Raw genomic sequence first — 24,318 nt, 5'->3', positions numbered from 1 at the left:
CAAGGCTTTCGCGGCGGCGCGGCGAAGGCTAAAACCAAGGGGTGCGGAATAAAGTCCGCTGGAGACAGCGGAAGCTACAGCGCCGAGTCGAGGATCATTCTGGCTTAAGGACTGACAAAATATTACCGGCCGGGTCTGTGAACCAGGCGATGGTGGGGCCGTTTCCGCGCATGATTCCTTTTTCGTCCGTCTTCAGATCCCCCTGGTCGTAATGTTCGAAGCGGACTCCGCGCCGCTTCAGTTCGTCCACGGCACGATCGACATCGTCGACGGGAAAATTTAGCACGGTGAACGTCGCGGGAACGTGGTTTGGCTTCGGATAAATGAGAACATTGTTTCCACCCGCGAGATGCAAAATGAGCAGACCGTGATCTTCGCTGGTCTTCAGTCCCAGCGTTTCGGTAAAAAACGCTTTTACTTTGGCAATATCGGGCGCTGCGAATCCGCTGAAAGCCTTACTGTTTTCCAACATGATTTCTCCTTCCGTTCAAGGTGACGTGTGTCGAGTTGAAAGCATTATGCTGTAGCCACGGCGCTGTGTCGCCGTGAAAGGAGGCTCGCCTTCGGGCCGCGCCCTTGGCTACGGTCGAATTGCGCATGGCCCTCCGGATTCACGATAACGTGGTCGCTGGCGAGATCGATAATCGCTCCAAAGGAATTGTCCGAGGCAAGATCTGGTTGGAGGGTCAGCCGGAGCCGATTCTGCTCGAATTGAACGGCAACGCGCATCCAGATCTCGCCGGCTGCCTGCTCACCTTCAGCAACCGCGGGCGCCGCTTTGCCGATCCAGGCCTCGAAAGGATTTCGCGACACCAACAGGGTATGGTCGGCGATCTCACTGCCTCGCGTAAAGCGCGTGTTCTCGACGTTTCTGTTGAGGAGGCTTACGCGATGTCGAAGCACGGTGAGAAACCGCCGGAGCATGTGGCGAATTCCTTATATCTGGAGTGGTTCAGTGAAACGAATGGCCGTGTCGTAATAGAGAGCACAGATTATCATCTGACGATTTCTCCGCCGCAATGGAAGCTGACTCCGGAAGAAAACGAACAACGCGCGCGTGACGTTGCGAGGGCGATGGGGACGTTTCTGCAAAGACTAACCGATGCGATCGAACACCATAAGCGCGGGCAGAAGGAACACGAGCAGCCGTGGGACGAGCACGATTACGAGCGCTTTCTCAAAGAATCGGACGCCCGCACGGAGAAATACGGGGAGTTACTCGAGAAATACGGCGATTCGGACGAAGCCGACGCCGTAATCGCCCGGGAGATGGGCTGGGAACGCGAGCTCGGAGAAGAGGAAGCTGAAGAACAAGAACGGCGGATCGATGAAATGAATCGTGCCTGCGAAGAAGCGCTGGCCGAACCTGAACCCGAGCCCGACCGGCATCGCGAAGGAATTGATTGGATTCGGACCGAAAGCGGCGACCTGCGTCATCCGCTCCAGCATCGGGCCTTCGAAGCCGCGATGAAATTTCACCGTGTGGTTGAGGAGTTAAACGACGACGAGGTGAGGGACGACCTCGACGCATTCGTTTTCGAATTTCAGACGACGAGCGTAAAGCTGGCCGGTGCGTTGAACGGGATTGCGCGCGGCCAAGGCTTTCACGACCCCGCCCTCACAGTCGCCTATCTGAAACGCGCGTTGGATCACCTTCACAAAGCGCAGGCCGCTTTGTCAGCAGTGGTGGCGAAGGGGTTGCTGCCCCCCGAGATTAGCACCGAAGCACGCCAGGAAGTGTTTGCGACTCGGGAAGGGATTTTGCAGCTAATGGATGAATTTCGCGGACAAATAGGCGGCATTTAACGGCATCGACCCGAGACGAGGTAGCTTCTGCGGGTGGTGACACCCGCCGCTACACCTTCGAGTAGAGCTCGGCACCGGTCTCGACGAATTCTTTCCTTTTTTCCTGCAGTCCTGATTCGAGAGCTTTGTCTTCCGCTATCACCTGCTCTGCGGCGAATTTGCGGACATCCTCGGTGATCTTCATGGAACAAAAGTGAGGGCCGCACATGGAGCATCCGCCTTCGCCAAGGCTCCGGCGCAACAGGAAAATGGTCCGCCTTGACGCCGCGCCTCTATTTGTGTCGCCGGAATTTCGTTGTGTCGGGCACGCGCGTTATTCCGGCTCGTGGCACACTGCTTCGATGTTATGGCCGTCGGGATCGAAGACATAGGCCGAGAAATAGTCAGCATGATGTTCAGGGCTGAGCGCTGGCGCGCCGTTGTCCCCACCGCCCGCGGCCAGAGCCTCTCTGTGGAACTCCCTCACCTCCGCCCGGGTCGCAGCCCGGAACGCAACGTGGATCGGCGGCCGGATTCGCGAACCTTCGACTATAAAAAACTCCTTATCCTCGCCTCCCAACCCAACGCCGCGCGCTTGTATCGGGCCCCAGGGAAACTCCGGCGTCGCCGTCATCCCCAGCGGCGCGAGCGCCCGCTCGTAAAAAGCTTTGCTCCGGTCGAGGTCGCTGACGGTGATAATGACGTGATCGATCATGCCCAATCCTCCGCGATTTGCTCGGAATGGTCGAGTGCTGGCCGGCGAAATGTCGCCCACACCAGCGATGCAGCGTTCCTCTTCCTTCTAACAACGTCGCTGCTCAGGAAACCGTCGCAGTAGTTCAGCGTTTCAGGTTTTCAGCTTTTGCTGTCGGCCTGTTGTCCATGATCGCAGTGAGCGCCGGGTGTTCCGTCGCGAAGCGACATCTATAACGGGCACGCATTCTCGAACGTCTAGCGCCAGGGAGCGTAACGTTCACGTGTGTGCTGGCGCTGCCAGCGCACAGTCTTCACAGCGCGCGCGAACTCAACGCGCTCGATTAGTAAGCTGCGACGGGAAAGAAAACGTGAGCGGAAGGAAAGGGGCACGTCTAAACATCTAACATTTCCTCGGAAGCGCCCCTTGCACCACCAAATGTCAAATGTTTACACGCGACCCCGGCCCGGCTTCCCTCGTCCACCACTTTGCCTCAGCACCGGGTGATGCGAGAGTAGCGCCGTGGCCAAGCTGTGGCATCAGATTAAAGAATTAGACCTTCTCGGACGAATCGCGCTCGGTGCAAATCTGATCAGTTGTGGGGTCTTCGTTGTCGCGGTCTTTTCCGCACTGCTGCGGCCGATGACCGTCGAAGGGCTAGCTTACAGTCACGGTCCGGTTTGGGGGCCACGAAATACGGTGCGCCATTCGGATATATACCCTCTGCTAACAAAGGACGTTGCGAGAACGTATGTTGTTAGAGTCGTCGTCTGGAATGGCAGTGACAAGTCGTTCTCAGCAAGAGACATCTCGAGTACAAACGGGTTTCGTCTTACCACGGACGCTCCAGTCGTTATCAAGAGCGCTGAAGTCATTGCATCCAGCCGGCCGCAGTTGGCGATCACTGCGACACCGCGCGGGAGCAGCATTGACCTCCACGTCGCAAGTGATGCCGCGATCGAACGCAACGATGGCTTCGCTATTAAGGCGACACTAGAATCACCGGAATTGCTAACGGGATACGAGCATTTTGAACTGGATGTCGACCTAAAAGGTGTTTCTCAGGACGCGAGTGAGTATCCATACCCTGTGCTTGCGAGCGGCACGGGATTCGTCACGTACATCGGAACGCGAGTCTCGGTCGGATTCGGCATGTTGCTGTTCGGGCTTGGCGTCGTAATCGTCACGGTTTCCGTGTGGCGCCCGCAGTCGAAACGTTTAGCTGCTGCGAAGTTCGTGCGCAGCGCTGTCGGCACGCTTCTTTCGATGTTGCTCTTCTTTGGCGTGTATACCGCCGCTAAATCAGCCAACTACATCCGGAGCGGTCGGTATCCGAGCTGGTACACGGATAAATCTTTTAGCGATTACTATGATCGCTTGTCTGAGGCCGAACGCGCGCGCTATGGCACGACTATGAGCCGATAACGCGGACCACAGCAGCAAGCATCCGCCGCTTAGATCAGAGGTAGTCACACCGACTTCCGCCGACCGCAACTAGAGCTGGCGTCGCCCTCGGCGTCGGCGTCTTCGTTTTAGCCGCCACCGTCGGTGGATTTCGCCTGGGCTTGCTGCTGATGATCGCGGTGAGCGCTGGAACATTCCCGTGCGTGTTAGCGCTGCCACCGCACAGTTTGCATGAGGCGCACGAAGTAAAAGCCAACGAATGAAAGAAATCGTTGCCAGCTAAGTTGACGATATCAAGCTCTGGCCCCTAGCAGCTCCCCATATTGTTATGACGCCGGGCTAAGGTTCGGCCAGTCCCTAGCGACGGGAGTGGACTTCTACACAGATCACTCAGCTCAGAAAGACATACTCGTCTTTGTTGTGGATTAGCCGGAAGGCCTCAGGAAGCGCCTCGATTAGCTGCTGTCGCGAAACAATCCCCGGCAGACAGACGACATTCAAATCGCGATCCCCGGTGAACAGCAAGCTCCAACCGTTCTCCACGCCGTCGACGTACTCGGGGTCTTCAGCACGATATCTTTCGAGCTCACTGCTCTCCGCATCGCTTAGCTCACGTGGTGCAACGAACGCTGTGATCATCGGTCGCACACGCTTCAAGCCTGATTCGCCAGTATCGGATTCTAACTCCGCGAACCAAAAATCGTTGCGTGCCTGTTCAAACCGATAAACGAAACTCGACGGTTTTCGCTCCGGAAAGCTCCGGTGCTTCGCGTCGTAAATCCCGAGCTTTTGGTGTATAAGAAGCGGATCTAGCATGCTCACCGCACTCAATGAGTTGCTGTAATGGTGAATTACCTTCGTCCGCTTATTGAGGAACTCCATTTCGCCATAGTGCGAGCCGAGTTGATCAAATAGTCGCAGCGGAATGACAGGCCACACTTCAGATAGCAAGTCGAAATGTTCATAGCACCCGGTCCACGTATCAGCTCGAAACACATACTGCCGCTCGCGGAAATGGTCCCAATCGTAGAAGTTTCTGAGGGGTGCAAATGCGCCGCCGCGAATCTCAACGTGGCCGTCTTTGACGTGGACCTCCTCGGCTTCGGAAAGCTTCGCGATCAACAGGAGCTTCGTTGTTTGACTGAGCCCATGGTATCTGCCGAGCGTTAGTGTGGTAACAGGTGCTGCAGCAAACGCTTCGATCGTCGTCGAGCACCCAACCACTTGAGACAGCTCTCGGTGCGGGACGTGAGCTTCCGCGCGGCCCACGATAGCGTTGATCAGGTCGCCCGCCAGAAATCCGAAGCGCGAAAAGAGGTACTCCCATGTTAGCGCGAGTTCGTCAGAATCCGCCGTCAATCGTTCAGTGGCAGCGTGCCTCTCAACTTCTTGTATGAGGCGTAACGTAAGTCGACTCGCTAGCTCGGTCGTTATCTCCTCAATGTTGCTGGGCCACTCGACGACGTTCATTCGATTGACCGAGAGAACCGGCCGGGTTCGTCCGGAGAAGTTGATAATGCCAACCCGCGATAGCGAGTCTGATCGCTCGAACCGATACTGGATCTCGGCTTTGCCAATGCTTATACCATCAACTAAGACTCCACTGTCCTTGGACAGAGCGCGTACTTCTCCGAACGCGCGGCAGTCAGATGGCACAAAGCCGCGCCGCGGTAATGTCACGATACAGCTGAACGTTGTTCCTTCATGTTCGACAGTAATTTCCTTTGAAACCACCGCATCGATGACATCGAGGTACGCGTAATTCTTCTCTTCCCATCGGAGCTTCCTACGTGCCTCGTCCAGAACTTTGATCTTACTTTCGTCGATCCCGAGAGTCCTGTAGTTGAACGGGATCGTCGACCGTAGGACGGGCACTCTGCGATTTTTCGCCAGTTGAATGGTGACGTTGATTCCGGCAACCGGCTGAGCAACAAACATGGCGACCTTGTGATAAAGATGAGACTCCCATCGTTTCGCCTGCTTCGAAAACGGCGTGTCGTGCGTGAGGGCGGATGCGCCGTGCTCATAAAACGCAACATCTTCGTCGTCGTTGTAAATCGCCTTTTGAGCGTCTTCCTTCAGGAAAACCTTTACTAGGGTTCCGTGCAGACCAACAGCTTCGGCATCTGCAGGATGTACAGGCGTGTAGTAGAAATGCTCGTGCGGGCCATCGATTACAAACGAGATCGGCGCTGACGTTCCGCTCATACTACTAATTGGCTGCGATACGATTTCCATTCGATGTCCGATCATGAAACATGACAGGATGCCAATCCCAAATTGCGAAGTCGGCGTGAATGTACTTCCGAGATTTGTCGCAAGACGTTGGAACTCTGACGACCGGTAGAAGGAGTTCCCGATTTGTAGCAGGAACCGAGAGACAATGTCCTTTGTCATCCCGATGCCATTGTCCCGGCAGAACAAGTACGTTTCCCCTGCGCCAGCACTTTTCCCGAAACCGAACTCGATGTTCCCGTCTATGCTCGCGTTTGCGGCGATGGATCGCATGCATCTGCATGCATCGAGCGCGTTCTGGTACAGTTCGCGCAGACACGCAAACCGGTCTTGGTAAAGGTTCACACCCATCAGCAAGTCAAGAATGCGCTTCTGGTTGAGTGAAAACTTCAAACCCGCGATCGGTTCGAACTTGGCCGGGTCGTAGCGAACGCCAGCGCGATCACTACGAAGCGCAAGGAGCGGAACCGAAGCGATGCCGGAACCGTCCGCCTTGGGACGGCTAATTAGCTCATTGTATAGCCCGAGCTCGCGATCGATGGAATCGGCGTATTCCTGAAAGAGAAAATACAGCCCCGGTGTTTGGAAGTATGCCGAATATCGGACCGTCCGCTCGCCGGAAGGTAATGTTGAGATCGCATTGTTGATTCCCTCGTTCTTTACGGCCCAATGCTTCCTGCTCATCGGCGACGCGATCAGCTTTTCCCGGAAGAGAATCAATGGTGCTCGATCCGCGCTGAAATGAATGATGTCCCCGAGGCGGAGCAACGTCGCGACGAGCTGCAAATCCGCGCAGGACGATCCGACGAAAGATGCCGTCCGGGGCAATGCTCGGATGTACTCGCCTCCTTCCCCATGGCTCCTACATACCCGTGCCAGATCATGCGCCAGAGCTTTTCCCCAACGACCCGACAGCCTCTCTTCGAACAGTTCGTCGAGATTGCGAACCCAAGTCTCGATTCTCGTCGAGTGCGTTTCCCGGATAAAACCCTGTCGGAGCTCGTCCGAATATTTGCTAAAGTGTTCGGCGTTCTCAGCAAGTTCGCGCAATGCGGTGGCATGGCCACTTCGGAAATCTTGGTACGCACGAAGCCGTGCCGCAAGATCATCCACAAACGCGGTTTCGCTTCGCGCCGAAAACAGCCATCGTCGCGCTTCCGAATAATCGCCGTAAAGCTCACGGGAGCGGCCCCGAACGAGGTGTACAGCTGCTTCGTAGCTGAGCGTCGGCTTCAAATCATTGCGGACGCCGCTCTCGTCGTTCGTCCCATCCTTACTGACTCCTTCAGTGAGCTGAAATAGATTTATCTCCCACTGCGGCAGCGCCATCGCGCAGTCGTGAAGATACGCGGCCGCCAAAAGTATAAACAGCTCGAACGTGGAACGGGCATTTAGGCACTGTCCGAGCAGTTTGAAAATATTCTCGGCAACGGCCGCAGAATGCTTCTCGTCGTGTAGGTCGAACCCGGGATGCTGCGCGATGATCTGTTTTAGATGCGCCTCGGCTTGAGGGATAATGTACCCTGCTAATTCTGTCAGACTCCGCGCCAATTCACTCTCAGCGGCATCAGAATCCGCACGAATTTGCAACTCACGCTGCAAAGAAGGACGTTTGGGTTCCACAAGGAGCTACTTGTCGGCTACGTAGAGTTCGGCGCCGCTCGCGCGGAACGTAGCGGCTTTTTCGGCCATTCCTTTCGCTAACCCCTCTTGGTCCAACATACCGTGCTCGGCAGCATATTTGCGCACGTCCTCAGTGATTTTGATAAGCTTCGTCAGCCCGCGAAGCTTACCTGAAGGCAGCACATCCGTGCGGTCTACCCGCGCGCTCCCGCTCAAACGCGTGTTCATGGAAATGCGCATCACACTTTTTGATAAACTTCGCCGGTCTTCGCGAACTCCGCCGATTTCTCTTCGAAACCACGCTTAATTGCGTCGTCCTCCGTTAAACTTTGCTCGGCTGCGTACCGGCGAACATCTTCGGTAATTTTCATTGAACAAAAATGAGGTCCACACATGCTGCAAAAATGAGCCGTTTTCGCTCCCTCTTGGGGGAGAGTTTCATCATGAAACTCTCTGGCCGTTTCAGGATCGAGGCTCAGGTTGAACTGATCTTCCCACCTGAACTCGAAGCGGGCCTTCGAGATTGCATTGTCGCGGTACTGGGCGCCGGGATGGCTTTTGGCGAGATCGGCGGCGTGGGCGGCGATCTTGTAGGCGATCACGCCGTCTTTGACGTCTTTCTTGTTCGGCAACCCGAGGTGTTCCTTCGGGGTGACGTAGCAAAGCATGGCGCAACCGTACCAGCCGATCATGGCGGCGCCGATGGCGCTGGTGATGTGGTCGTAGCCGGGCGCGATGTCGGTGGTGAGCGGGCCGAGAGTGTAGAAGGGCGCTTCGGCGCACCATTCGAGTTGTTTCTCCATGTTCTCCTTGATCATGTGCATGGGGACGTGGCCGGGACCTTCGTTCATCACCTGCACGTGCTGTTTCCAGGCGCGCTGGGTCAGCTCGCCCTGGGTGTAGAGCTCGGCGAACTGCGCTTCGTCGTTCGCGTCGGCAATGGAGCCGGGCCGGAGACCATCGCCGATGGAAAAGCTGACGTCGTAGGCGGCCATGATCTCGCAGATTTCGTCCCAATAGGTGTAGAGAAAACTTTCCTGGTGATGGGCGAGGCACCATTTGGCCATGATGGAGCCGCCACGAGAGACGATGCCGGTGGCGCGGCGCGCGGTCATCGGGATGTAGCGGAGAAGGACGCCGGCGTGGACGGTGAAGTAATCAACCCCCTGCTCCGCCTGTTCGATCAGGGTGTCGCGATAAATTTCCCAGGTCAGTTCCTCGGCGCGGCCGCCGACTTTTTCGAGCGCCTGATAAATCGGCACGGTGCCGATGGGCACGGGCGAATTGCGAATGATCCATTCGCGGGTGGCGTGGATGTTTTTGCCGGTGGAGAGGTCCATCACGGTGTCGGCGCCCCATTTGGTGGCCCAGCGCATTTTCTCGACTTCTTCCTCGATCGAGGAAGCGACGGCGCTGTTGCCGATGTTGGCGTTGATCTTTACCAGGAAATTGCGGCCGATGATCATCGGCTCGGATTCGGGGTGGTTGATGTTGGCAGGGATGATGGCGCGCCCTCGCGCGACTTCGGAGCGGACAAATTCTGCGGTGATCTCGCTGGGAACGCTCGCGCCGAAGGAGTGGCCGATGTGCTGGTGCGCGAGGGAATTTCGCTCAGTCGAGAGTTGCCGTTCGACAGGCTCAGGCCCTGAGCGGGAGTCGAAGGGATAGTTGGGAGTTGAGAGCCGGCCGTTTTCGCGGATGGCGATGAACTCCATCTCAGGAGTGATGATCCCGCGGCGAGCGTAAGCGAGTTGAGTAACGGCGCCGGATTTGGCGCGAAGCGGCCGGCGCGCACTGAATGACGAATGACGAATGACGAATGACGAACTGCCGTTGCTCCCGTTTGAGTTGGACGTTGGACGTTTGGCGTTGGACGTTGGACGTTCCGCGGCGATAGCGGCGTGCTTCGCGGAAAGGTATCCGTCGTCGATGGGCATTACGGCCCGGCCGTCGATCTCTTCCACATCGCCGCGGGCGCGGATCCAGTTTTCGCGCAACGGTGGCAGACCTTGCTCGACATTAAGCGCAACGGCTTCGTCGCCCCAGGGGCCGCTGGTATCGTAAACGCGGACGGGTTCGTTGACTTCGATTTCGCCGGAGATGGTCTTGGTCGGGGCGAGGGAGATTTCGCGGAACGGAACGCGAATGTCGGGATGGAGCGAGCCGGGGAAGTAGACTTTTTTCGAATTGTAGGGCGGGCGCTCCGCCTGCCCCGTTTCTTCGGACGGCAAGCGGTGCGCTTGCCCTACAAGATCAGAACCATTGTCCATAAAAAAAAATGCCATGCGCGGGAAACGCATGGCTGAAAAATCCTACTATTGCCTCGCTCCCTTCGGCGGAATTACCCGCATCAGGTTCAAGGGGTTCGTCCAGGACGTCTCAGCCAATTCGGCTCCCCCGCTATGGGGGAAAGTAAGAAGGAAGAAGTAAGAAGTAAAAAGGAAAATTGGGAAATTGCAGATTGCCGAATTCAGATTTCAGATTGGGACGCCGGCAATCAAATTGCCCCTGGACGCGCGAAGCGCACTCTTCGCGACCTTCACCCCGCAGCCTTTGGGCACGAGGGGGCAACAGACCCCCGCCGCAGGAATCCGCAATCTGCAATCCTAAATCTAAAATCCTACTTCGCCGTCTCGGCTTTGGCGTTGGTGTGGAAGATGGCCATCCAGACGTTGTTTTCCATTTTCCAAACGGTACCGCAGTTATACGTGCCGGAGGTGTCCTTGCCGCCGTTCGAGCTCTGGATGGCGCACTTGTAGGTGGTGACTATGACGTCTTTCTCGTCGGAGAAGGATGTGAAATCGCTGATCGCGAACGACTTCATGTCGGTCGTTTTCATCTCAGCCAGTTCCTGATCCAGATTGACGATGCCCTCGGCATAAACGCCGCGAAAATCCTTATCCACCACTTTCTTAAACGCATCGGCGTTCTTGTCTTTGAAAGCCTGCCAGGCTTCTTTCTCTTTGGCCATGATCGCGTCCTTGTCGGGCGTTGCGGCAACGGCGAGGATGATCGACGCGAACCAAACTGTCACTGCGAGGCTGAAGTATTTTTTCATGGGTTCCTTTCGGTTGATTGCTCGGCGGCCAGCCTAACGAAGGAAGGAAGAATTAAGAAGGGAAAATTAAGAAATTCAGAGGCTGTAGCCACGGCGCTCGGCCGCCGTGAAACGCTCGATAGCAAATTAGGCGCTTTTACGCCGACAGAGCGGCGTCGCTACAAACGTTTCCCGGCTACGGTTCCGGGTCGGGACCGGTCAGCGCGCTGTCCAAGGGCGGGGCGATGGTTGGAGGGGTCCCAGCTGGCGCCGGAGTGATGTTGGGGACGAAGGGCGGGTTCGACACGGGCATAACGGCATCAGGTTCCAGCTTGGATGGCGGAACGGCGAGATCGACGACTGTGATTTCGCCGGAAGCCTGGGCGCGGTATTCGGCGACGAGCATGGGGCGCTGCTTCTTTTCAACCAGCGCGCGGTAGCCTTCGAGTCCAACGCAGATCGATTCGGCCAATTGCTTTCGCCAGCCGGCGTCGGCGATCTGTTTGGCGTCGCCGGTTTCGCTGAGGAAACCGCCCTCGACGAGGATCGACGGAATCTTCGTGTGACGCAGGACCGCGAACCGGGCGCGTTTGATGCCGCGGTCAAACTCCTGGAGGAAATGCCCGAGCATCGAATGATAAACGACCGCGGAGAGCTCGAAGCTCTGCGCTTCCACCGGGCTGCCGGTCTGCATGTTCACGAAATGGAGCGCGAGCGATTCATCGTTCGTCGAGGGCGCGCCGCGCGGAGTAAGCGAGAAAATCTCGAAACCGGTCGCGTGCGGGTTCGCACCGGTAGCGTTGAAATGAATGCTGACGAAAATGGAATCTTTGGTCGCGTTCGCGATCCGGGCCCGGACTTCGAGCGGAATGAAAACGTCGTTCTCGCGGGTCACGACGACCTTGAATCCTTTCGCCTGGAGCATGGGGCGAAGCTGGCGGGCGACATCGAGCGCGTAAGTTTTTTCGTTGCCGAAAGTGCTGGCGGCGCCTTTGTCGAACCCGCCGTGGCCGGCATCGAGGACGATGGTTGTGACTTTCCCGCTACGCTGGATCATGTGGGGCCGAAGCTGCGGCTCGATGGTTTTGGCGAGGTCGATGCGCGAAACGAGGAATTTGTTGTCGTGCGCGATGACCGGGAACGAGAGCCAGTTGCGAACGCCATTCACGATCGCTTCCCGGCTGTCGAGGGTGACCTGAAGCTGGTTGCGGCCATTATTGAGAACGACGCTTTTGCCGGTGGCGTCAACGTTGCCGAGCAGGCCGTAAAACTTCGCGATGTTATCGGCGCTGAGGTAATCGCGCGGACCGACTTTGATGACCTGCCAATCTTTATTGGGTGCGGGAGAAGGCTTGGCGGCGGGGGTCGCGGCGGATTTCGGGGAGGATTTGGCGGACTTCTTCGCGGATTTGGATTTGGCCCCGAACGAGTGGGGGCTGAGCCAAAGGCAGATCGCGCCCGCAAGAGCGAGGAAAATTGAGCGGCGGGCGTTCATCACGGATAAGGGTGCAGGATAGGTGCCACAATCGTAATCGGATGCGGAATTGGAGTTGGTTTGCCGGCGCGGCGTTCAAAAAATGGAGACGGCTCGCCATCGGGCCGTTGGGGGTGAGCGTGATTGGGCGCCAGCCCCTCGGCACGCGGGCGTGCCGTCTCCATGCGAGAACGAGGACGAGGACGAGAACGAGCAGGAGCAGGAGGAGCAGAAGGAGGAGGAAGATTAGGATGACTGGACAAGGGCGCGGTTTCATCCTTTGGTGCAGGATGCGTAAACCGATCTATCTCCTGATCTCTGGTTTGCTGGCAGCCGGCCCTCTGCTCGCGCAAACCGAACCGAATAAATCGCCGTCCAAGGATGCTGATAAACCGCCGACGGTTAAGGAACCTGGGAAAAAGCCGGCTGACCAAAGTCCGCCTCCGGTCACGGGACAAAGCCCGGCCATCGCGCCCAACAGTTCGACCGATGCCGCCGCCAAGCCACAGGTAGATAAGAACCCGCCACCGCTGGATCCCAAGAACATGGATACGTCGGTGAAACCGGCGGACGATTTTTTCCTCTATGCGAATGGCGGCTGGGTAAAGGCTAATCCGGTTCCGCCGGAGTTTTCGCGCTGGGCGTCTTTCAATGAGCTGGCGGAAAAGAACAACGACGCGCTCCATGAGATCGCGGAGAAGGCGGCGGGCGGCACCGCACCGGCGGACGCCTCCAGCTCCACGAAGAAATCGAAGGGGAATGACAAGGCGGATTCCGCCGATGTGCAGAAGGTCGGCGATTTCTACGCCAGCGGGATGAATGAATCAGCCGTGGACGGGGCGAAAGCGACCCCGCTCGACGAGGAATTCAAGCGGATCGACGCGATGAAAGATCGCAAGGACGTGCTGAAAGAGATCGGGCGTTTTCATTCGATGGGCCTCCACGCCTTCTTCTTCTTCATCTCCGGCCAGGACGACAAAGACAGCACCAAAGTCATCGCCCAGGCGTATCAGGGCGGGCTCGGGCTGCCGGACCGGGATTACTACACGAAGGACGACGAGGAGCACAAAAAAATCCGGGAGCAATACCTCGAGCACGTTACCAAGATGCTGACGATGGCCGGCGCGCCGGCGGACAAGGCGGCGGCGGACGCGAAGAAGGTAATGGACCTGGAAATGTCGCTGGCCAAACCGGCCCGGACCCGCGTCGAGCTGCGCGATCCGCAGAAAAATTACAACAAGATGAAGCAGGCCGACCTCCAGAAGATGATGCCTGATTTCAACTGGGCTGATTACCTGAAGGAGTTGAAGCTCAGCAACGCGGGCGACATCAACGTCGGCCAGCCGGACTTCTTCAAAGCGGCGAACGACGTGTTCAAGACGGTAGCGGTGGACGACTGGAAACCGTATCTGCGGTGGCACCTGATCAAGGACATGGCGCCGATGCTTTCGAGCGATTTCGTAAACGAGAACTTCCAGTTTTACGAAGCGACCCTGCGCGGGACCAAACAGATCAAACCGCGGTGGAAGCGAGTCGTGACCCAGACGGACGACAAGTTGGGCGAAGCGCTCGGTAAACTTTATGTCGCGGAGAAATTCCCGCCTGAAGCCAAGGCTCGCGCGCTCGAAATGGTGAACAACCTGCGGGAAGCGCTGGCCGACCGGATCAAGTCGCTGGAGTGGATGGACCAGCCGACCAAAGACCAGGCCTTGAAGAAACTCGCGGCCTTTGGGGTGAAGATCGGTTACCCCGACAAATGGCGCGATTATTCGGCCCTGAAAATCGACCGCACCTCCTACGTTCAAAATGTCCTGCGCGCCGACATGTTCGAGATCGATCGGCTCTTGAAAAAAATCGGCAAACCGGTTGATCGGACCGAGTGGGGCATTACGCCGCCGACTGTAAACGCCTACTACAACCCGAACATGAATGAGATCGTGTTCCCGGCCGGCATTCTCCAACCGCCCTTCTTCGATCCGAAAGCGGACGACGCCGTTAACTATGGCGGCATGGGCGCGGTGATCGGCCATGAAATGACGCACGGGTTTGACGACCAGGGCCGCCAATATGACGCGGTCGGCAACCTGCGGGATTGGTGGACGAAAGCGTCGGCGGACGAGTACGACAAGCGGCGACAGGTAGTGGTGGCGCAATACGCTGCCGCCGAGCCGTTGCCGAACGTGCATATCAATGGCGAACTGACCCAGGGCGAAAACATCGCCGACATCGGCGGAGTGAAGATCGCATTCATGGCGTTCAAGAAGGCGCTGGCCAAGAAAGGTCCGCAGCCGAAGATCGACGGGTTTACGCCGGAGCAGCGGTTCTTCCTCGGTTACGCCCAGATTTGGCGGAACACGCAGCGGGACGAGGATCTGAAGCTGCGGCTGGCCACGGACCCGCATTCGCCGGGCCGCTTCCGCGCTAATATTCCGCTCTCGAACTTCGAAGAGTTCCAGAAGGCGTTCGATATTCCGGACGGCTCGCCGATGGCGCGGCCGAAGGACCAGAGGGTGAACATCTGGTAGAGATTTCTTCTGTAGCCGTCGCCCTGCGGGCGACGTGCAGTGTGCAGTGTGCGCTACAACGCTTCGCGCAGCGAAGCGGCTACAGAAGAGTGGATCGGGAGCTCTGCGCTCGATATTTTTTTGGCATCGCGCGACGTAGTGCGCGATCCACCTAGTACGCCTGCCCGCGAACGAAATCGGTGAAGGTGCCGTGATTGGTCTTTAATCGGAACGGCAAGCTCTGCTTCCGTTTCCCGTCGATGGCCTGGAAGACGTCGAAATGGAGATGCGGCTTGCTGGCAAATCCGGTTTGACCGGAAAGCCCAATCGGCTGGCCGGTGGTGACTTCATCGCCCAGCTTCACCATGGCGCCATCCTTTTGCAGATGGACGTATTCGGCAAACGTGCCGTCGGCGTGCTTGACGATGACATAATTGGCGAAGGGCCGAAAACTTCGATCCGCGCCGCCAATGTTCGAATCCTGCTTTACCCCGACGACGCGGCCATCCCGCGCGGCGCAGACGATCGTGCCTTCGGGGACTGTCCAATCCACCGCATTCTCACTGCCCGATCCGGCGAAGTGACTGAAGGTGCCGCGCGGTCCCTGCATGACAACGTAACGGCCCGGCCCAAAAGGCATGGCGTAGTCCGCGTCATTGCTGGTGGTGGAGCGGCGGGCGCCAAATTGGCAATAAGGGCGGTAGTCGTAACGAAAGCGTTTCGTTTTGTCATTTCGCTCGAAACGAACGAGAACGAAAGAGCTTCGGCCGGCGGACTCCACCGTGAACGGCACGGGCCGGGACGGAGTCATGTTCTCGAGGGTGGCCTCCAGAGTGACGGTGAATTCGGAGACGTATTTGCTTTTGGCGATCAGCGTAATGGCATCGCCGTTCTGCTCTTTGACGAATTCGACATCTCTAATCGAGTCCTCGGCAAAAAGAGGGCGTGCAAAAAACAGGAGAAGCGCGAAAACGAAGCGTCTGCTCATTTGTCGGCGCTTCCCGCGGTCGGCTCGAAGCCCGCCGGCGCGAGAATGGCATTGGACATTCCGTGAAGCAGTTTTTTGTCGGCGGGAACAATCGTCGCCAGCGCTCCGCTCAATTTCACCTTCGCATTCTCCACAAAATAATAAGGGCAAAGGCGGACCCGGCCACGCATCGTCTTCACTTCGCCGGTGCCGTTATCCCAATGCGGATGATCGAGCAAACGCGCCTTATGGAAGCGCTGCATGACGCGCGGAGTAGTTTGAAAGGTCGCGAGCGCCTCTTCTATTTCGCGCTCCCATTCCACCTGCGGAACGTCGGAACCTACCACGATGCCGCGGCTTCCCCACCCTAACGGCGAAAAGCCGCTCACCTTGATGAGAAGGTCGCGCTCTTTCTGGCTGAGCTTGCCGGCTTCCCGCCAGTCGTGGATTTCCAGGCGAGGAATCACGGCGTTCTGCGGCAGCGGCGCGGGATCGAGGGGCCAGCTGTAAGGAATGACCTCCTGGAGCTTCAGGAAATATTTTTCGCCCAGCTCGCGCCGCCAGAATTCGCGGAGTGGCTGCATCCAGAAAAGGGCGAACCACATTTTTTCTTCTAGGAACGGTTTGATTGGGGGTGTGATTTTCACCACGCCATCGCGAACCGCGTTGAGCAGTGACTGGATCTTCGGCAGGTTTGGCAGATCGAAGAGCTCGAAGAAGCGATAGACGTTACGAGCGGGCGCCGGCTCGTATGTCTCGGCTTCAACGACCTTGTAGCCGGGATCAGCGCCGCCGGCTGCAGTTTTCGCGTTCAACTGCGCGGCGACCCAATTCATCTCGGGCCGATAAGTGGACGCTTCCTCTGAAATCACGATATCGCCGCCGTCCGGCAGCAGACTGCGGAAACCTTCGAGCATGCCGTCGGCGCCGCCGAGCACATCGCGCCCCAGCGCCGCGTAGGTCTGGTTCAGCCAACCGGTGAGGCCGATCCCGCCCGGCACCGAATCGATCTCGGCGATGGTGAAACCGGATTCAGTCAGGATGAGGTCAGGCCGGATAACCAGCGGCACGTCGTCGCGAAACTGTTTTTGGCGGGAGAACTCGACGAGCTCTGCAGGTTTCCCGGCATCAAGGTATTGCGCGATCCAGGCCGGCTGTTTGCCTTTGACGCTGCGCTGATAGAGCTCGTTGCAGGCGCGCTGAAAAATGAAAAGCCGGTGGCCGAGCTGTTCGAGTTCCCTGGCAAACTTCTCGTCGATCGGGAAAGGATCGGGGGAAAGATGGAAATCCTTCTCGGCGAAGAGGCCCTCCTTGGGGAAGGAAGAGCGAATTGAGGCAAGGTCGAGCGTCACAGGAAGCAAACGTCCAACGTCCAACGTCCAACGTCCAACATTGAACTTCAGAAAACCGTAATTAGACCGGCGCCTCTAGTTGAACGTTGGATGTTGAGCGTTGGACGTTGAACGTTTCGCCGCCGGCGCCTTCTTCATCTCCCAGCCGCCATCTTCTTCAGCGCGGACTTTACCAAATCTTCCGCCGATTTGGCTCCAGGTTCGCGCTCCTGCAAATCGCGCACGGTTTTATGGGCATCGACCTGTTTGTACCCGAGCGCGATGAGCGCGAGGACGGCTTCGTTCGCCTGGGTTTGCTCGGGGGTCGGGGCGTGCTGAGCGCTGGCCGCTTCCCAGGCCGCCACCACGCCCAGCTTGTCTTTCAATTCCAGGACAATGCGCTCCGCCGTTTTTTTGCCGAGCCCGCTGATTTTCGAGAGCGAGGCAATATCAGCATTCACCACCGCGCTCTTGAAATTGCTCACGCTCATTCCGCTCAGGACCGCGAGCGCCAGCTTCGGGCCGATTCCGCTGACGTTGTTGACCAGGAGCCGAAAGAGATCGCGTTCGGCCGCGGTCATGAAGCCGTAGAGAATGTGCGCGTCTTCGCGGACATGGAGATGGGTGAGGATTTGGACCGGCTGGCCGGGCGCGGGGAGTTTGTCGTAGCTGGAAAGCGGGATGAAAACCTCGTAGCCGACGCCGCGGACGTCCACGATCGCCTGCGTTGGTAATGCCGTCGTGAGCGTGCCGTTGAGAAAAGTGATCATCCGCGCAATCCCTAGCCAGCTGTGCTAGAAATCCCAAGAACCAAATCCCAAATCCCAAATAATCTTCAACTATTCAAAATACCAAAGCGGAAACTGCTCAAGAGTGCGCCGCGACGTTTTTGGTTATTGGAATTTAAAGTTCCTTGGGATTTGGATCCTGGGATTTGGGATTTCCGCGGCCGCTTTGCGGACGCGGGTGCGGCCGCGGTTCACTGCGACTGTTTTAAGATCAGAGTGAGATCGGTCGGCCGTCCTTTCACGATGGTGAAACCTTGCGCCCGATAGGTTTTCCAGTCCGGCTTGATCTTGGCGGAGAGCGCGGTGGCCAGGGGCGTGGGGACGATCACGAATCGCGGCCCTGGATTATTCATAAATCTTTCCACCATGTCCGGATTGAGGCCCCGGAAAAATCCATGGGCGCGGCTGCGGAAATACCAGACGACGCTGGGCTCCGCGTAATCGACATTCGCAAATTCCATCTCCGGGAGAAGATCGTTGCGGGACAACTTGTAGAGCTGCGCGGAAGGAAAGGTGGGCGCCAGCATCGGGAACACGACAAACGACACCGCCAGGGAAGCGACAGCCGCAATCTTCGCAGTCCGGACGACGAACCGCTCCGAACCCGGCAAATTGAAGAGATAGCGCGCCAGCAAAAGCGAGAGGAGCGGAAACGCCGGGAGCGTGTAGTGCGGAAGTTTCGTTTTCACCAGGCTCATGATGACAAAATAGAGCAGGGTGCCGGAGAGAAGGTAATTGTCGATCGCGTCGCGCTTTCGCCAGAGATGTTTGACCAACGCCGGGAGCTTGATGGACCACGGAAAAAAACTGATAAAGACGGTGATGAAATAGAAAGGCAGCGCGGCGAGGTAGGTGTTCCAGGAATTGGCGCCGTGACCTTCGATGACGTTGAAGCTGCGCTCGACGACGTGGCGGCCGATGCCGACGCGAAAGTAGTCGCCATGGGTGCGAACCACAGCGGGAATTCCCCAGGCGCACACGATCGCGAGCATGCCGAGAATCCCGGTTACGAACCAGAACCGGCGATAGAACGAGAGGTCGCGAACGAAAAATCGCGAAGCCGCGACCGTGAGGAGAGGAATCCAGCCCAGCGGGCCTTTGGCGAGAAAGGCCAGGCCGAGAGCGGTGTAGAAGGCGAACCGCCAGTATTTCAGCTGCGGGTTGTTTTCCGATACGGGCGTTTCCCCCACGGCACGAAGGCGTGCCGTCTCCATGGAAGGCGTCGCCAAGGGCGCGAGCAATTCGAAGCCGGCCCAATGCGCGGCGGTGACGAAGAAGACCAGCCACATATCGGCCACGGACGCCTTGGCGTGGATGAAGGTTTGCAGGCAAAGAGTGAAAATGATGGCCGCCCACCAGCCGAGGCGCTCGCTTCCCAGGCGGCGGCCCCAGGCAAAAAGCACGAGGGCGGTCAGGGCGGCCGCGACCGCGGACGGCAAACGGGCTCCGAATTCATTTTCGCCAAAAAGGCGGTAGCTGACCACCTGCGTCCAATAAATGAAGGGCGGCTTGTCGAAGCGGTATTTGTCGTTGAAATACGGGACGACGTAATCATGGCGCTCCCGCATCTCTCGCGAAGCCTCGGCGAAACGGGGCTCGTCCCGATCGACCAGCGGGATGGCCCAGCTACCGGCGACGTTCAGGAGCAGGGCGCCAAAAAAGACCAGGACGAAATTGCGGATTGCGGGTGACAGAGCCGAACTGAAAGATAGGCACGAGTGAAAGACAAACGGGAAATTCGGTCGATCGCCTCCATGCGCTGGTGGTTCCTGATCTTTGCCGGCTCGGCCGTTCTGCTCATGATTAGTTTTTATTTCGATGCCGGCGTGCAGGCCTGGATGGCGCAGCACCAAAACGCCGGATTGAGGAACTTTATGGGCGCGGTGAGCCGGTTCGGCGATTGGCCCGAGCATGTGGCGCTGGGAGTTGTTCTCCTCGGGCTCGCTTATTGGCGCCGAAACAAAAAATGGATGCGTATATTTGCTGCGATGATTTTGGCCTGCGCGCTGGCCGGGGCCGCGGCGCGGGTAGTCAAAATTTCCACGGGCCGCGCCCGGCCAAACGTGCAAACGGAAGCCGAATGGAACGGCCCGCGGTTTATCCCCCGCTTCAATTCCTTTCCGTCGGGGCACACCGCCGCTTCCACGGCGTTCTTCGCCACGCTGGCGTTTGTCAGCTGGCGGATCGGAGCCGGACTTCTCTTCATTCCCCTCTTAATTGCCTTCTCCCGGATGTACGTCGCCGCGCACCACTTATCCGATGTCCTGGCCGCCGCCTTGATCGGGCTCGTCGCGGCGTTCTGCGTCGTCCGCTGGAAGCCGCTTCAAATCGAAAATCGAAATTCGCCGTAACGCAGCTCGCGCAGCGAGCGAGGCCGGGCTTTCCAATTCGAAAATTAAGTGGCGGAGGGGGTGGGATTCGAACCCACGAGGGCTTGCGCCCTGCCGGTTTTCAAGACCGGAGCCATCAACCACTCGACCACCCCTCCTGGAAGCGCCGATCGGTCGCGAGAAGTGTGCCATCGCCTTGGCGGCGGGCAAGGTGGATCGAGCGCTACGCCGCTCGATGGGAGCCAAGCCATAGATGAATTGAAGCTTACACCCAATCGCCCGCGTAGCGGCCGATCCACCATTGATCCTCACTTTGACTCGACAGCTCTGCGGCGGGCAAGGTGGATCGAGCGCTACGCCGCTCGATGGGAGCCAAGCCATAGATGAATTGCAGCTTACACCAATCGCCCGCGTAGCGGCCGATCCACCATTGATCCTCACTTTGACTCGACAGCTCTATATGTTCATGTGAACTTGAGTGATGTCGGCGCCTCGGAAGAAGAAAAAATTCGTCCCGATTGTGGAGGAAGCGCCCCCACCGTTGCCGGCGATTCACGGCCGAAGCGCTTCCTGGAATCCGGCGAATCGATTCGAAAAGCTGCACGTCGACCTAGGCGACGAAGACGTGGTCCAGATCGCTCCGACCAGCGCCGAGGAAGAAAAGCCAAGGCGCGAGACTCAGTTCTTTCGCGACCTGACGAAAACGATTATCGCCCGGAACGACAGCCCCGACGTCGGGTTCGAGACAAGCCTCAACCCCTACCGCGGTTGCGAACATGGCTGCATCTACTGCTTTGCGAGGCCGACCCACGAATACCTCGGGTTTTCCGCGGGGTTGGATTTCGAGAGCAGAATCATGGTGAAAACCGACGCGGCCAAATTGCTCGAGGCGGAATTGTCCTCGCCGAAGTGGGAGCCGCAAACGCTGGTGATGAGCGGCGTGACCGACCCCTACCAACCGGTCGAGCGCAAGCTGAGGATCACCCGCAGTTGCCTGGAAGTGCTGGTGAAATTTCGCAACCCCGTCGCGATTATTACCAAGAACCGGCTCGTGACCCGGGACATCGATCTTCTCGGCGACCTGGCGCGGGATAACGCTTCGGCGGTGAATGTCTCGGTCACCTCGCTCGATCCGAAGGTGCAGCGGGTGCTGGAGCCGCGCACTTCGTCGCCAGCGGCGCGCCTCGAAGCCATCGCCGCGCTGCACGGCGCCGGAATTCCAGTCGGCGTGATGGTGGCTCCGATTATTCCCGGACTCACCGATCACGAGGTGCCGCGAATCGTCGAGGCCTGCGCCAAAGCGGGCGCGCAATTCGCCGGATATACCATTGTCCGGCTGCCGTGGGCTATTGCTCCGCTTTTCGAGCATTGGCTGGACGAGCATTTTCCCGACAAGAAAGAAAAGGTCCTCTCGAGAATCCGCCACATCCGGGGCGGGAAGATCAATGATCCGCGCTGGGGGTTCCGCACCAAAGGTGAAGGAATTTTCGCGGAGCAGATCAGGTCGATGTTCGAGGTGAGTTGCCGCAGGGCAGGAATAAATGGCCGGCCCGGGTTATCGACCGCGGCGTTCCGAAAGCCCCGGGAGCAATTACAGCTTTCGCTCGGATAATTGGAGGGCCGAGCTCGCCGCAGGACGAGTTCGTCCGACGGGCGGACTTGCGCTTCGGTCGAGAGTTAGCAGGGTGAATCACCAAGCATGAATATCGAATCTATCCGAATTGGAATGAAAGTGCGCCACCCGCAGTATGGCGTGGGCGTTGTCAGGTCGCTCACCGAACACACGGCCGAAATCGCCTTCGACGACGCGCCGCGGACGGTGGCGCCCGAATCAAGCGATCTCGAGCCAGCCGAACCGACCGCGACCCTGAGCGAGCTACAAGTACCGCTCGGCGGCCTCATCCGCGAGACCGCGCACGCGGTGGTGGAAGCGCTGGGGTTGGAAAAAAAGGACGTGGTGGTCGAAGGGTTGGCGAACCGGTGGCAGCGCGGAACGCTCGTCCTGCAATCGGCCGACAGTTCGTTGCAGCCGAAGGAAGTGCCGCTCGAAACTTTCTTTCACAAGATCGTGATGATCCGGAACAATCTGCGCGTCCTCGAGCAAAAGGTGAATGCCAGCGACAAGCTGAGCGACGGCGACAAGTTCGAGATGCAGCAATACATCACTCGCTCCTACGGCTCGCTCACAACGTTCAACATCCTGTTCAAAAACAAGGACGACCAATTCAGGACCGGCGGTTAGCCGGACTCAGGAAAGCCAGAGCTTCATCTGCTCGGGGGTGAGGTTCCCGCCGCAAAGGACGATCGCAACATTTCGACCGGCAAAGCGGTCTCGGTTTTCCAGGATCGCGGCGAGGCCTGCCGCGCCCGAAGGTTCGAGCACGAGGCCGAGATGCTGGTGGGCCAGGCGCATCGCTTCGATCAGGCTGGCGTCCTTCACGAGAATGCCGTCATCGACAATTCCTTCCATGTCCTGGACGCATTCGGGAATCGGGATCCGGACGCCGATCCCGTCGGCGATGGTCGTCATCGTATCGAAGGTAACAACGCTCTTTTGCTTCCAGGACTCGAGCATCGCGGGCGCCCCGGCAGCCTGGATGGCGACAATGCGGATCTCCGGGCGAGCGTGCTTCAAATAGCGGCCCACTCCGCAGGTCAGCGCACCGTTCCCCAGCGGCAGCAAGACCGCGTCGATTTCATCGCTTCCTTTCGCCAGCTCAATCCCGATGGTGCCCGCCCCTTCGCCGGTTTCGGGTTCGAGGCCATCCTCGACCATTCGGACGCCGGCCGCGCCAGCGAGACGCTTCGCCTCCATTTTAGCCGCATCGAAATCGTCGCCGTGGAGCACCACCGTCGCCCCAAGCGCTCGCATCCGTTCCAGTTTGAGAGCGTTGGCATTGACGCTCGCGTAAATGGTGAGCTCGATCCCGCGCCGGGCGCAGGCGTAAGCCATGGCCTGTCCGAAATTGCCGGCACTCGCTGTGATCAGTTTTGTGTTGGCCGGAATCTTCGACGCCAGAAATTCAGCGCCGCGGCCTTTAAACGATCGGATCGGATTGGCGGTCTCGACCTTGACCAGGATTTTGGTTCCGAGCAATCGCGACAGGGAATCGGCGTGATATTGCGGGGTGCGTCGGAAGACCGGATCGATCGCTTCCGCCGCGGCCAGGATGTTTTCGATCTTGAGGCGGTGTTCCATAGGTCTGTTAGCCGGATGTTCCGACAATCAGCGCGACGGCGGCAAGCGCACAGCCCAGACCAATTCCCTGGATAAGGCTAAGACGTTCGCCGAGAACCATACGAGCGAGGATGACGGTGCTCGCCGGATAGAGAGAGGCGAGCGTAACGACGATGCTCAACGGCCCAATCCGGGCAGCAATCATGTAGAGCGCATTGGCGAGCATATCGAGGGCGCCTCCGGTTACGGCGGTCGAAATTGCGGACCGGCTCATGCCAAGCGACCGGCGCGTGATAAGAGCGATGACGCCAAACAGAGCGATCGATGCAATTCGAGCCGCGATGAGCGGCCACATTCCCGCGGCGCTCGTCGTCCGGGCGAGCGAGAGGAAAAAAATTCCTACCGAGATACCGGCCAGCAAGGCCAGAATGAATCCAGGCGGCAACGAAAGCTTCCCTGGTGTCCGGGATTCAGAATCTTTCTGCGGCGCCGGCCTGCTCACTAATCCAATCGCGACCAGGGCGAGTGCCACGCCCACAAGCGTCAACGGTCGCAACCGCTCGCCCAACACGAAGGCAAAGAGGACTGGAATGATCGCGGCGATCACCGCGGTGGTGGGAGCGATGACGGCCATCGCGCCAACCGCTAGCGCCCGATACAGAAGGGCAACGCCGATCCCGCCCGTGAAACCGGCGACGAATCCCCAGATCCAGTCGCGCGATGAAACAATTGTGGGCGGAAGAAACGGCAAAAGCAGGAGAAGAAGGACGAAGCCTGCAAACTGCGACCAGAAGACGGTGGCGACAGTGCTTGCGCGGCGCGCGGTAAGTCCGCCAAAGAAATCGGCGGAGCCGTAAAACACCGCCGCTCCCAGCGCGAGGATTTCAATCATGATTTACAAGGAGGGGCGCTTTCCAAATCGCCCACAGAATCGACGCAGAAAAAGGGCGGTTTGGAAAGCGCCCCTC

Annotated in this window: 20 protein-coding genes, 1 tRNA gene and 1 riboswitch; of the genes, 6 read left to right on the top strand and 15 right to left on the bottom strand. The window is 58.3% G+C overall.

Features of this window, described 5'->3' with window-relative positions:
* Positions 1-94: 94 nt before the first annotated feature.
* Positions 95-472, bottom strand: a complete 378-nt coding sequence (locus VJU77_14530) for a VOC family protein (GenBank protein HKP04564.1) — start codon at positions 470-472, stop codon at positions 95-97.
* Positions 473-597: 125 nt separating this feature from the next.
* Here VJU77_14530 and VJU77_14525 point away from each other — a divergent pair, with 125 nt between their 5' ends.
* Positions 598-1,806 (top strand): hypothetical protein, encoded by a 1,209-nt coding sequence (locus VJU77_14525; protein HKP04563.1) that lies wholly within the window; start codon positions 598-600, stop codon positions 1,804-1,806.
* Between the two features lie 49 nt (positions 1,807-1,855).
* Here VJU77_14525 and VJU77_14520 read toward each other — a convergent pair whose 3' ends face one another.
* Together VJU77_14520 and VJU77_14515 are read right to left on the bottom strand one after the other, a co-directional pair.
* Positions 1,856-1,990: a hypothetical protein gene (locus VJU77_14520; GenBank protein ID HKP04562.1), complete on the bottom strand. Its 135-nt coding sequence runs from the start codon at positions 1,988-1,990 to the stop codon at positions 1,856-1,858.
* 129 nt (positions 1,991-2,119) lie between these two features.
* On the bottom strand, positions 2,120-2,500 hold the full coding sequence (locus VJU77_14515; GenBank protein ID HKP04561.1) for a VOC family protein: 381 nt from the start codon (positions 2,498-2,500) through the stop codon (positions 2,120-2,122).
* Positions 2,501-3,001: 501 nt separating this feature from the next.
* Between VJU77_14515 and VJU77_14510 the strand changes: the two genes are divergently transcribed.
* A complete protein-coding gene (locus VJU77_14510) occupies positions 3,002-3,904 on the top strand; it encodes a hypothetical protein (GenBank protein ID HKP04560.1) in 903 nt (300 codons plus the stop codon).
* A 369-nt stretch (positions 3,905-4,273) separates the two neighbouring features.
* Here the strand turns inward: VJU77_14510 and VJU77_14505 are convergent, their stop codons facing one another.
* The 5 genes from VJU77_14505 to VJU77_14485 form a co-directional block, all read right to left on the bottom strand.
* On the bottom strand, positions 4,274-7,741 hold the full coding sequence (locus tag VJU77_14505) for a hypothetical protein (protein HKP04559.1): 3,468 nt from the start codon (positions 7,739-7,741) through the stop codon (positions 4,274-4,276).
* 6 nt (positions 7,742-7,747) lie between these two features.
* Positions 7,748-7,981, bottom strand: coding sequence for a hypothetical protein (locus VJU77_14500; GenBank protein ID HKP04558.1), 234 nt, complete (start codon positions 7,979-7,981; stop codon positions 7,748-7,750).
* A complete protein-coding gene (gene thiC, locus VJU77_14495; GenBank protein ID HKP04557.1) occupies positions 7,981-9,972 on the bottom strand; it encodes a phosphomethylpyrimidine synthase ThiC in 1,992 nt (663 codons plus the stop codon). The genes VJU77_14500 and thiC overlap by 1 nt, the downstream gene beginning before the upstream one ends.
* A 79-nt stretch (positions 9,973-10,051) precedes the next feature.
* Positions 10,052-10,150: riboswitch (TPP riboswitch) on the bottom strand.
* A 211-nt stretch (positions 10,151-10,361) separates the two neighbouring features.
* Positions 10,362-10,799, bottom strand: a complete 438-nt coding sequence (locus VJU77_14490) for a nuclear transport factor 2 family protein (protein ID HKP04556.1) — start codon at positions 10,797-10,799, stop codon at positions 10,362-10,364.
* 175 nt (positions 10,800-10,974) lie between these two features.
* A complete protein-coding gene (locus tag VJU77_14485; GenBank protein ID HKP04555.1) occupies positions 10,975-12,273 on the bottom strand; it encodes an N-acetylmuramoyl-L-alanine amidase in 1,299 nt (432 codons plus the stop codon).
* A 269-nt stretch (positions 12,274-12,542) separates the two neighbouring features.
* On the opposite strand from VJU77_14485, the gene VJU77_14480 reads away from it, so the two are divergent.
* The gene (locus VJU77_14480) at positions 12,543-14,777 is read left to right on the top strand and encodes a M13-type metalloendopeptidase (protein ID HKP04554.1); all 2,235 of its coding nucleotides are present in this window, start codon (positions 12,543-12,545) and stop codon (positions 14,775-14,777) included.
* A 151-nt stretch (positions 14,778-14,928) separates the two neighbouring features.
* Here VJU77_14480 and VJU77_14475 read toward each other — a convergent pair whose 3' ends face one another.
* From VJU77_14475 to VJU77_14460, 4 genes are all read right to left on the bottom strand, one after another.
* Positions 14,929-15,744, bottom strand: coding sequence for a M23 family metallopeptidase (locus VJU77_14475; protein HKP04553.1), 816 nt, complete (start codon positions 15,742-15,744; stop codon positions 14,929-14,931).
* A complete protein-coding gene (locus tag VJU77_14470) occupies positions 15,741-17,075 on the bottom strand; it encodes a hypothetical protein (protein HKP04552.1) in 1,335 nt (444 codons plus the stop codon). Before VJU77_14470 ends, VJU77_14475 begins: the two co-directional genes overlap by 4 nt.
* A gap of 134 nt (positions 17,076-17,209) precedes the next feature.
* Complete coding sequence (gene ruvA / locus VJU77_14465) at positions 17,210-17,824, bottom strand: Holliday junction branch migration protein RuvA (GenBank protein HKP04551.1); 615 nt, start codon at positions 17,822-17,824, stop codon at positions 17,210-17,212.
* A 209-nt stretch (positions 17,825-18,033) separates the two neighbouring features.
* Positions 18,034-19,455 (bottom strand): glycosyltransferase family 39 protein, encoded by a 1,422-nt coding sequence (locus VJU77_14460; protein HKP04550.1) that lies wholly within the window; start codon positions 19,453-19,455, stop codon positions 18,034-18,036.
* Between the two features lie 105 nt (positions 19,456-19,560).
* Between VJU77_14460 and VJU77_14455 the strand changes: the two genes are divergently transcribed.
* On the top strand, positions 19,561-20,193 hold the full coding sequence (locus VJU77_14455) for a phosphatase PAP2 family protein (GenBank protein ID HKP04549.1): 633 nt from the start codon (positions 19,561-19,563) through the stop codon (positions 20,191-20,193).
* Between the two features lie 49 nt (positions 20,194-20,242).
* Here the strand turns inward: VJU77_14455 and VJU77_14450 are convergent.
* Positions 20,243-20,330, bottom strand: a tRNA-Ser gene (locus VJU77_14450).
* Between the two features lie 323 nt (positions 20,331-20,653).
* Between VJU77_14450 and VJU77_14445 the strand changes: the two genes are divergently transcribed.
* Together VJU77_14445 and VJU77_14440 are read left to right on the top strand one after the other, a co-directional pair.
* Positions 20,654-21,784: a PA0069 family radical SAM protein gene (locus VJU77_14445; GenBank protein HKP04548.1), complete on the top strand. Its 1,131-nt coding sequence runs from the start codon at positions 20,654-20,656 to the stop codon at positions 21,782-21,784.
* Between the two features lie 87 nt (positions 21,785-21,871).
* On the top strand, positions 21,872-22,414 hold the full coding sequence (locus VJU77_14440; GenBank protein ID HKP04547.1) for a hypothetical protein: 543 nt from the start codon (positions 21,872-21,874) through the stop codon (positions 22,412-22,414).
* A 6-nt stretch (positions 22,415-22,420) separates the two neighbouring features.
* Here VJU77_14440 and VJU77_14435 read toward each other — a convergent pair whose 3' ends face one another.
* Together VJU77_14435 and VJU77_14430 are read right to left on the bottom strand one after the other, a co-directional pair.
* Positions 22,421-23,371, bottom strand: a complete 951-nt coding sequence (locus tag VJU77_14435; GenBank protein HKP04546.1) for a pyridoxal-phosphate dependent enzyme — start codon at positions 23,369-23,371, stop codon at positions 22,421-22,423.
* Positions 23,372-23,378: 7 nt separating this feature from the next.
* Positions 23,379-24,242: a DMT family transporter gene (locus VJU77_14430; protein HKP04545.1), complete on the bottom strand. Its 864-nt coding sequence runs from the start codon at positions 24,240-24,242 to the stop codon at positions 23,379-23,381.
* Positions 24,243-24,318 lie beyond the last annotated feature (76 nt).

This window comes from Chthoniobacterales bacterium, from assembly GCA_035274845.1.
Classification (GTDB): Bacteria; Verrucomicrobiota; Verrucomicrobiia; order Chthoniobacterales; family UBA10450; genus AV80.
The sequence above is the reverse complement of the archived record's forward strand: the minus strand, read 5'-3'. Positions and strand labels throughout refer to the sequence as shown.

Excerpts from the sequence above, each read along its gene's own strand:
- VJU77_14530 (HKP04564.1), bottom strand. The coding sequence starts at position 472 with ATGTTGGAAAACAGTAAGGCTTTCAGCGGATTCGCAGCGCCCGATATT.
- VJU77_14525 (HKP04563.1), top strand. The coding sequence starts at position 598 with ATGGCCCTCCGGATTCACGATAACGTGGTCGCTGGCGAGATCGATAAT.
- VJU77_14520 (HKP04562.1), bottom strand. The coding sequence starts at position 1,990 with ATGAAGATCACCGAGGATGTCCGCAAATTCGCCGCAGAGCAGGTGATA.
- VJU77_14515 (HKP04561.1), bottom strand. The coding sequence starts at position 2,500 with ATGATCGATCACGTCATTATCACCGTCAGCGACCTCGACCGGAGCAAA.
- VJU77_14500 (HKP04558.1), bottom strand. The coding sequence starts at position 7,981 with ATGCGCATTTCCATGAACACGCGTTTGAGCGGGAGCGCGCGGGTAGAC.
- VJU77_14490 (HKP04556.1), bottom strand. The coding sequence starts at position 10,799 with ATGAAAAAATACTTCAGCCTCGCAGTGACAGTTTGGTTCGCGTCGATC.
- VJU77_14485 (HKP04555.1), bottom strand. The coding sequence starts at position 12,273 with ATGAACGCCCGCCGCTCAATTTTCCTCGCTCTTGCGGGCGCGATCTGC.
- VJU77_14480 (HKP04554.1), top strand. The coding sequence starts at position 12,543 with ATGCGTAAACCGATCTATCTCCTGATCTCTGGTTTGCTGGCAGCCGGC.
- VJU77_14475 (HKP04553.1), bottom strand. The coding sequence starts at position 15,744 with ATGAGCAGACGCTTCGTTTTCGCGCTTCTCCTGTTTTTTGCACGCCCT.
- ruvA (HKP04551.1), bottom strand. The coding sequence starts at position 17,824 with ATGATCACTTTTCTCAACGGCACGCTCACGACGGCATTACCAACGCAG.
- VJU77_14445 (HKP04548.1), top strand. The coding sequence starts at position 20,654 with ATGTCGGCGCCTCGGAAGAAGAAAAAATTCGTCCCGATTGTGGAGGAA.
- VJU77_14440 (HKP04547.1), top strand. The coding sequence starts at position 21,872 with ATGAATATCGAATCTATCCGAATTGGAATGAAAGTGCGCCACCCGCAG.
- VJU77_14435 (HKP04546.1), bottom strand. The coding sequence starts at position 23,371 with ATGGAACACCGCCTCAAGATCGAAAACATCCTGGCCGCGGCGGAAGCG.
- VJU77_14430 (HKP04545.1), bottom strand. The coding sequence starts at position 24,242 with ATGATTGAAATCCTCGCGCTGGGAGCGGCGGTGTTTTACGGCTCCGCC.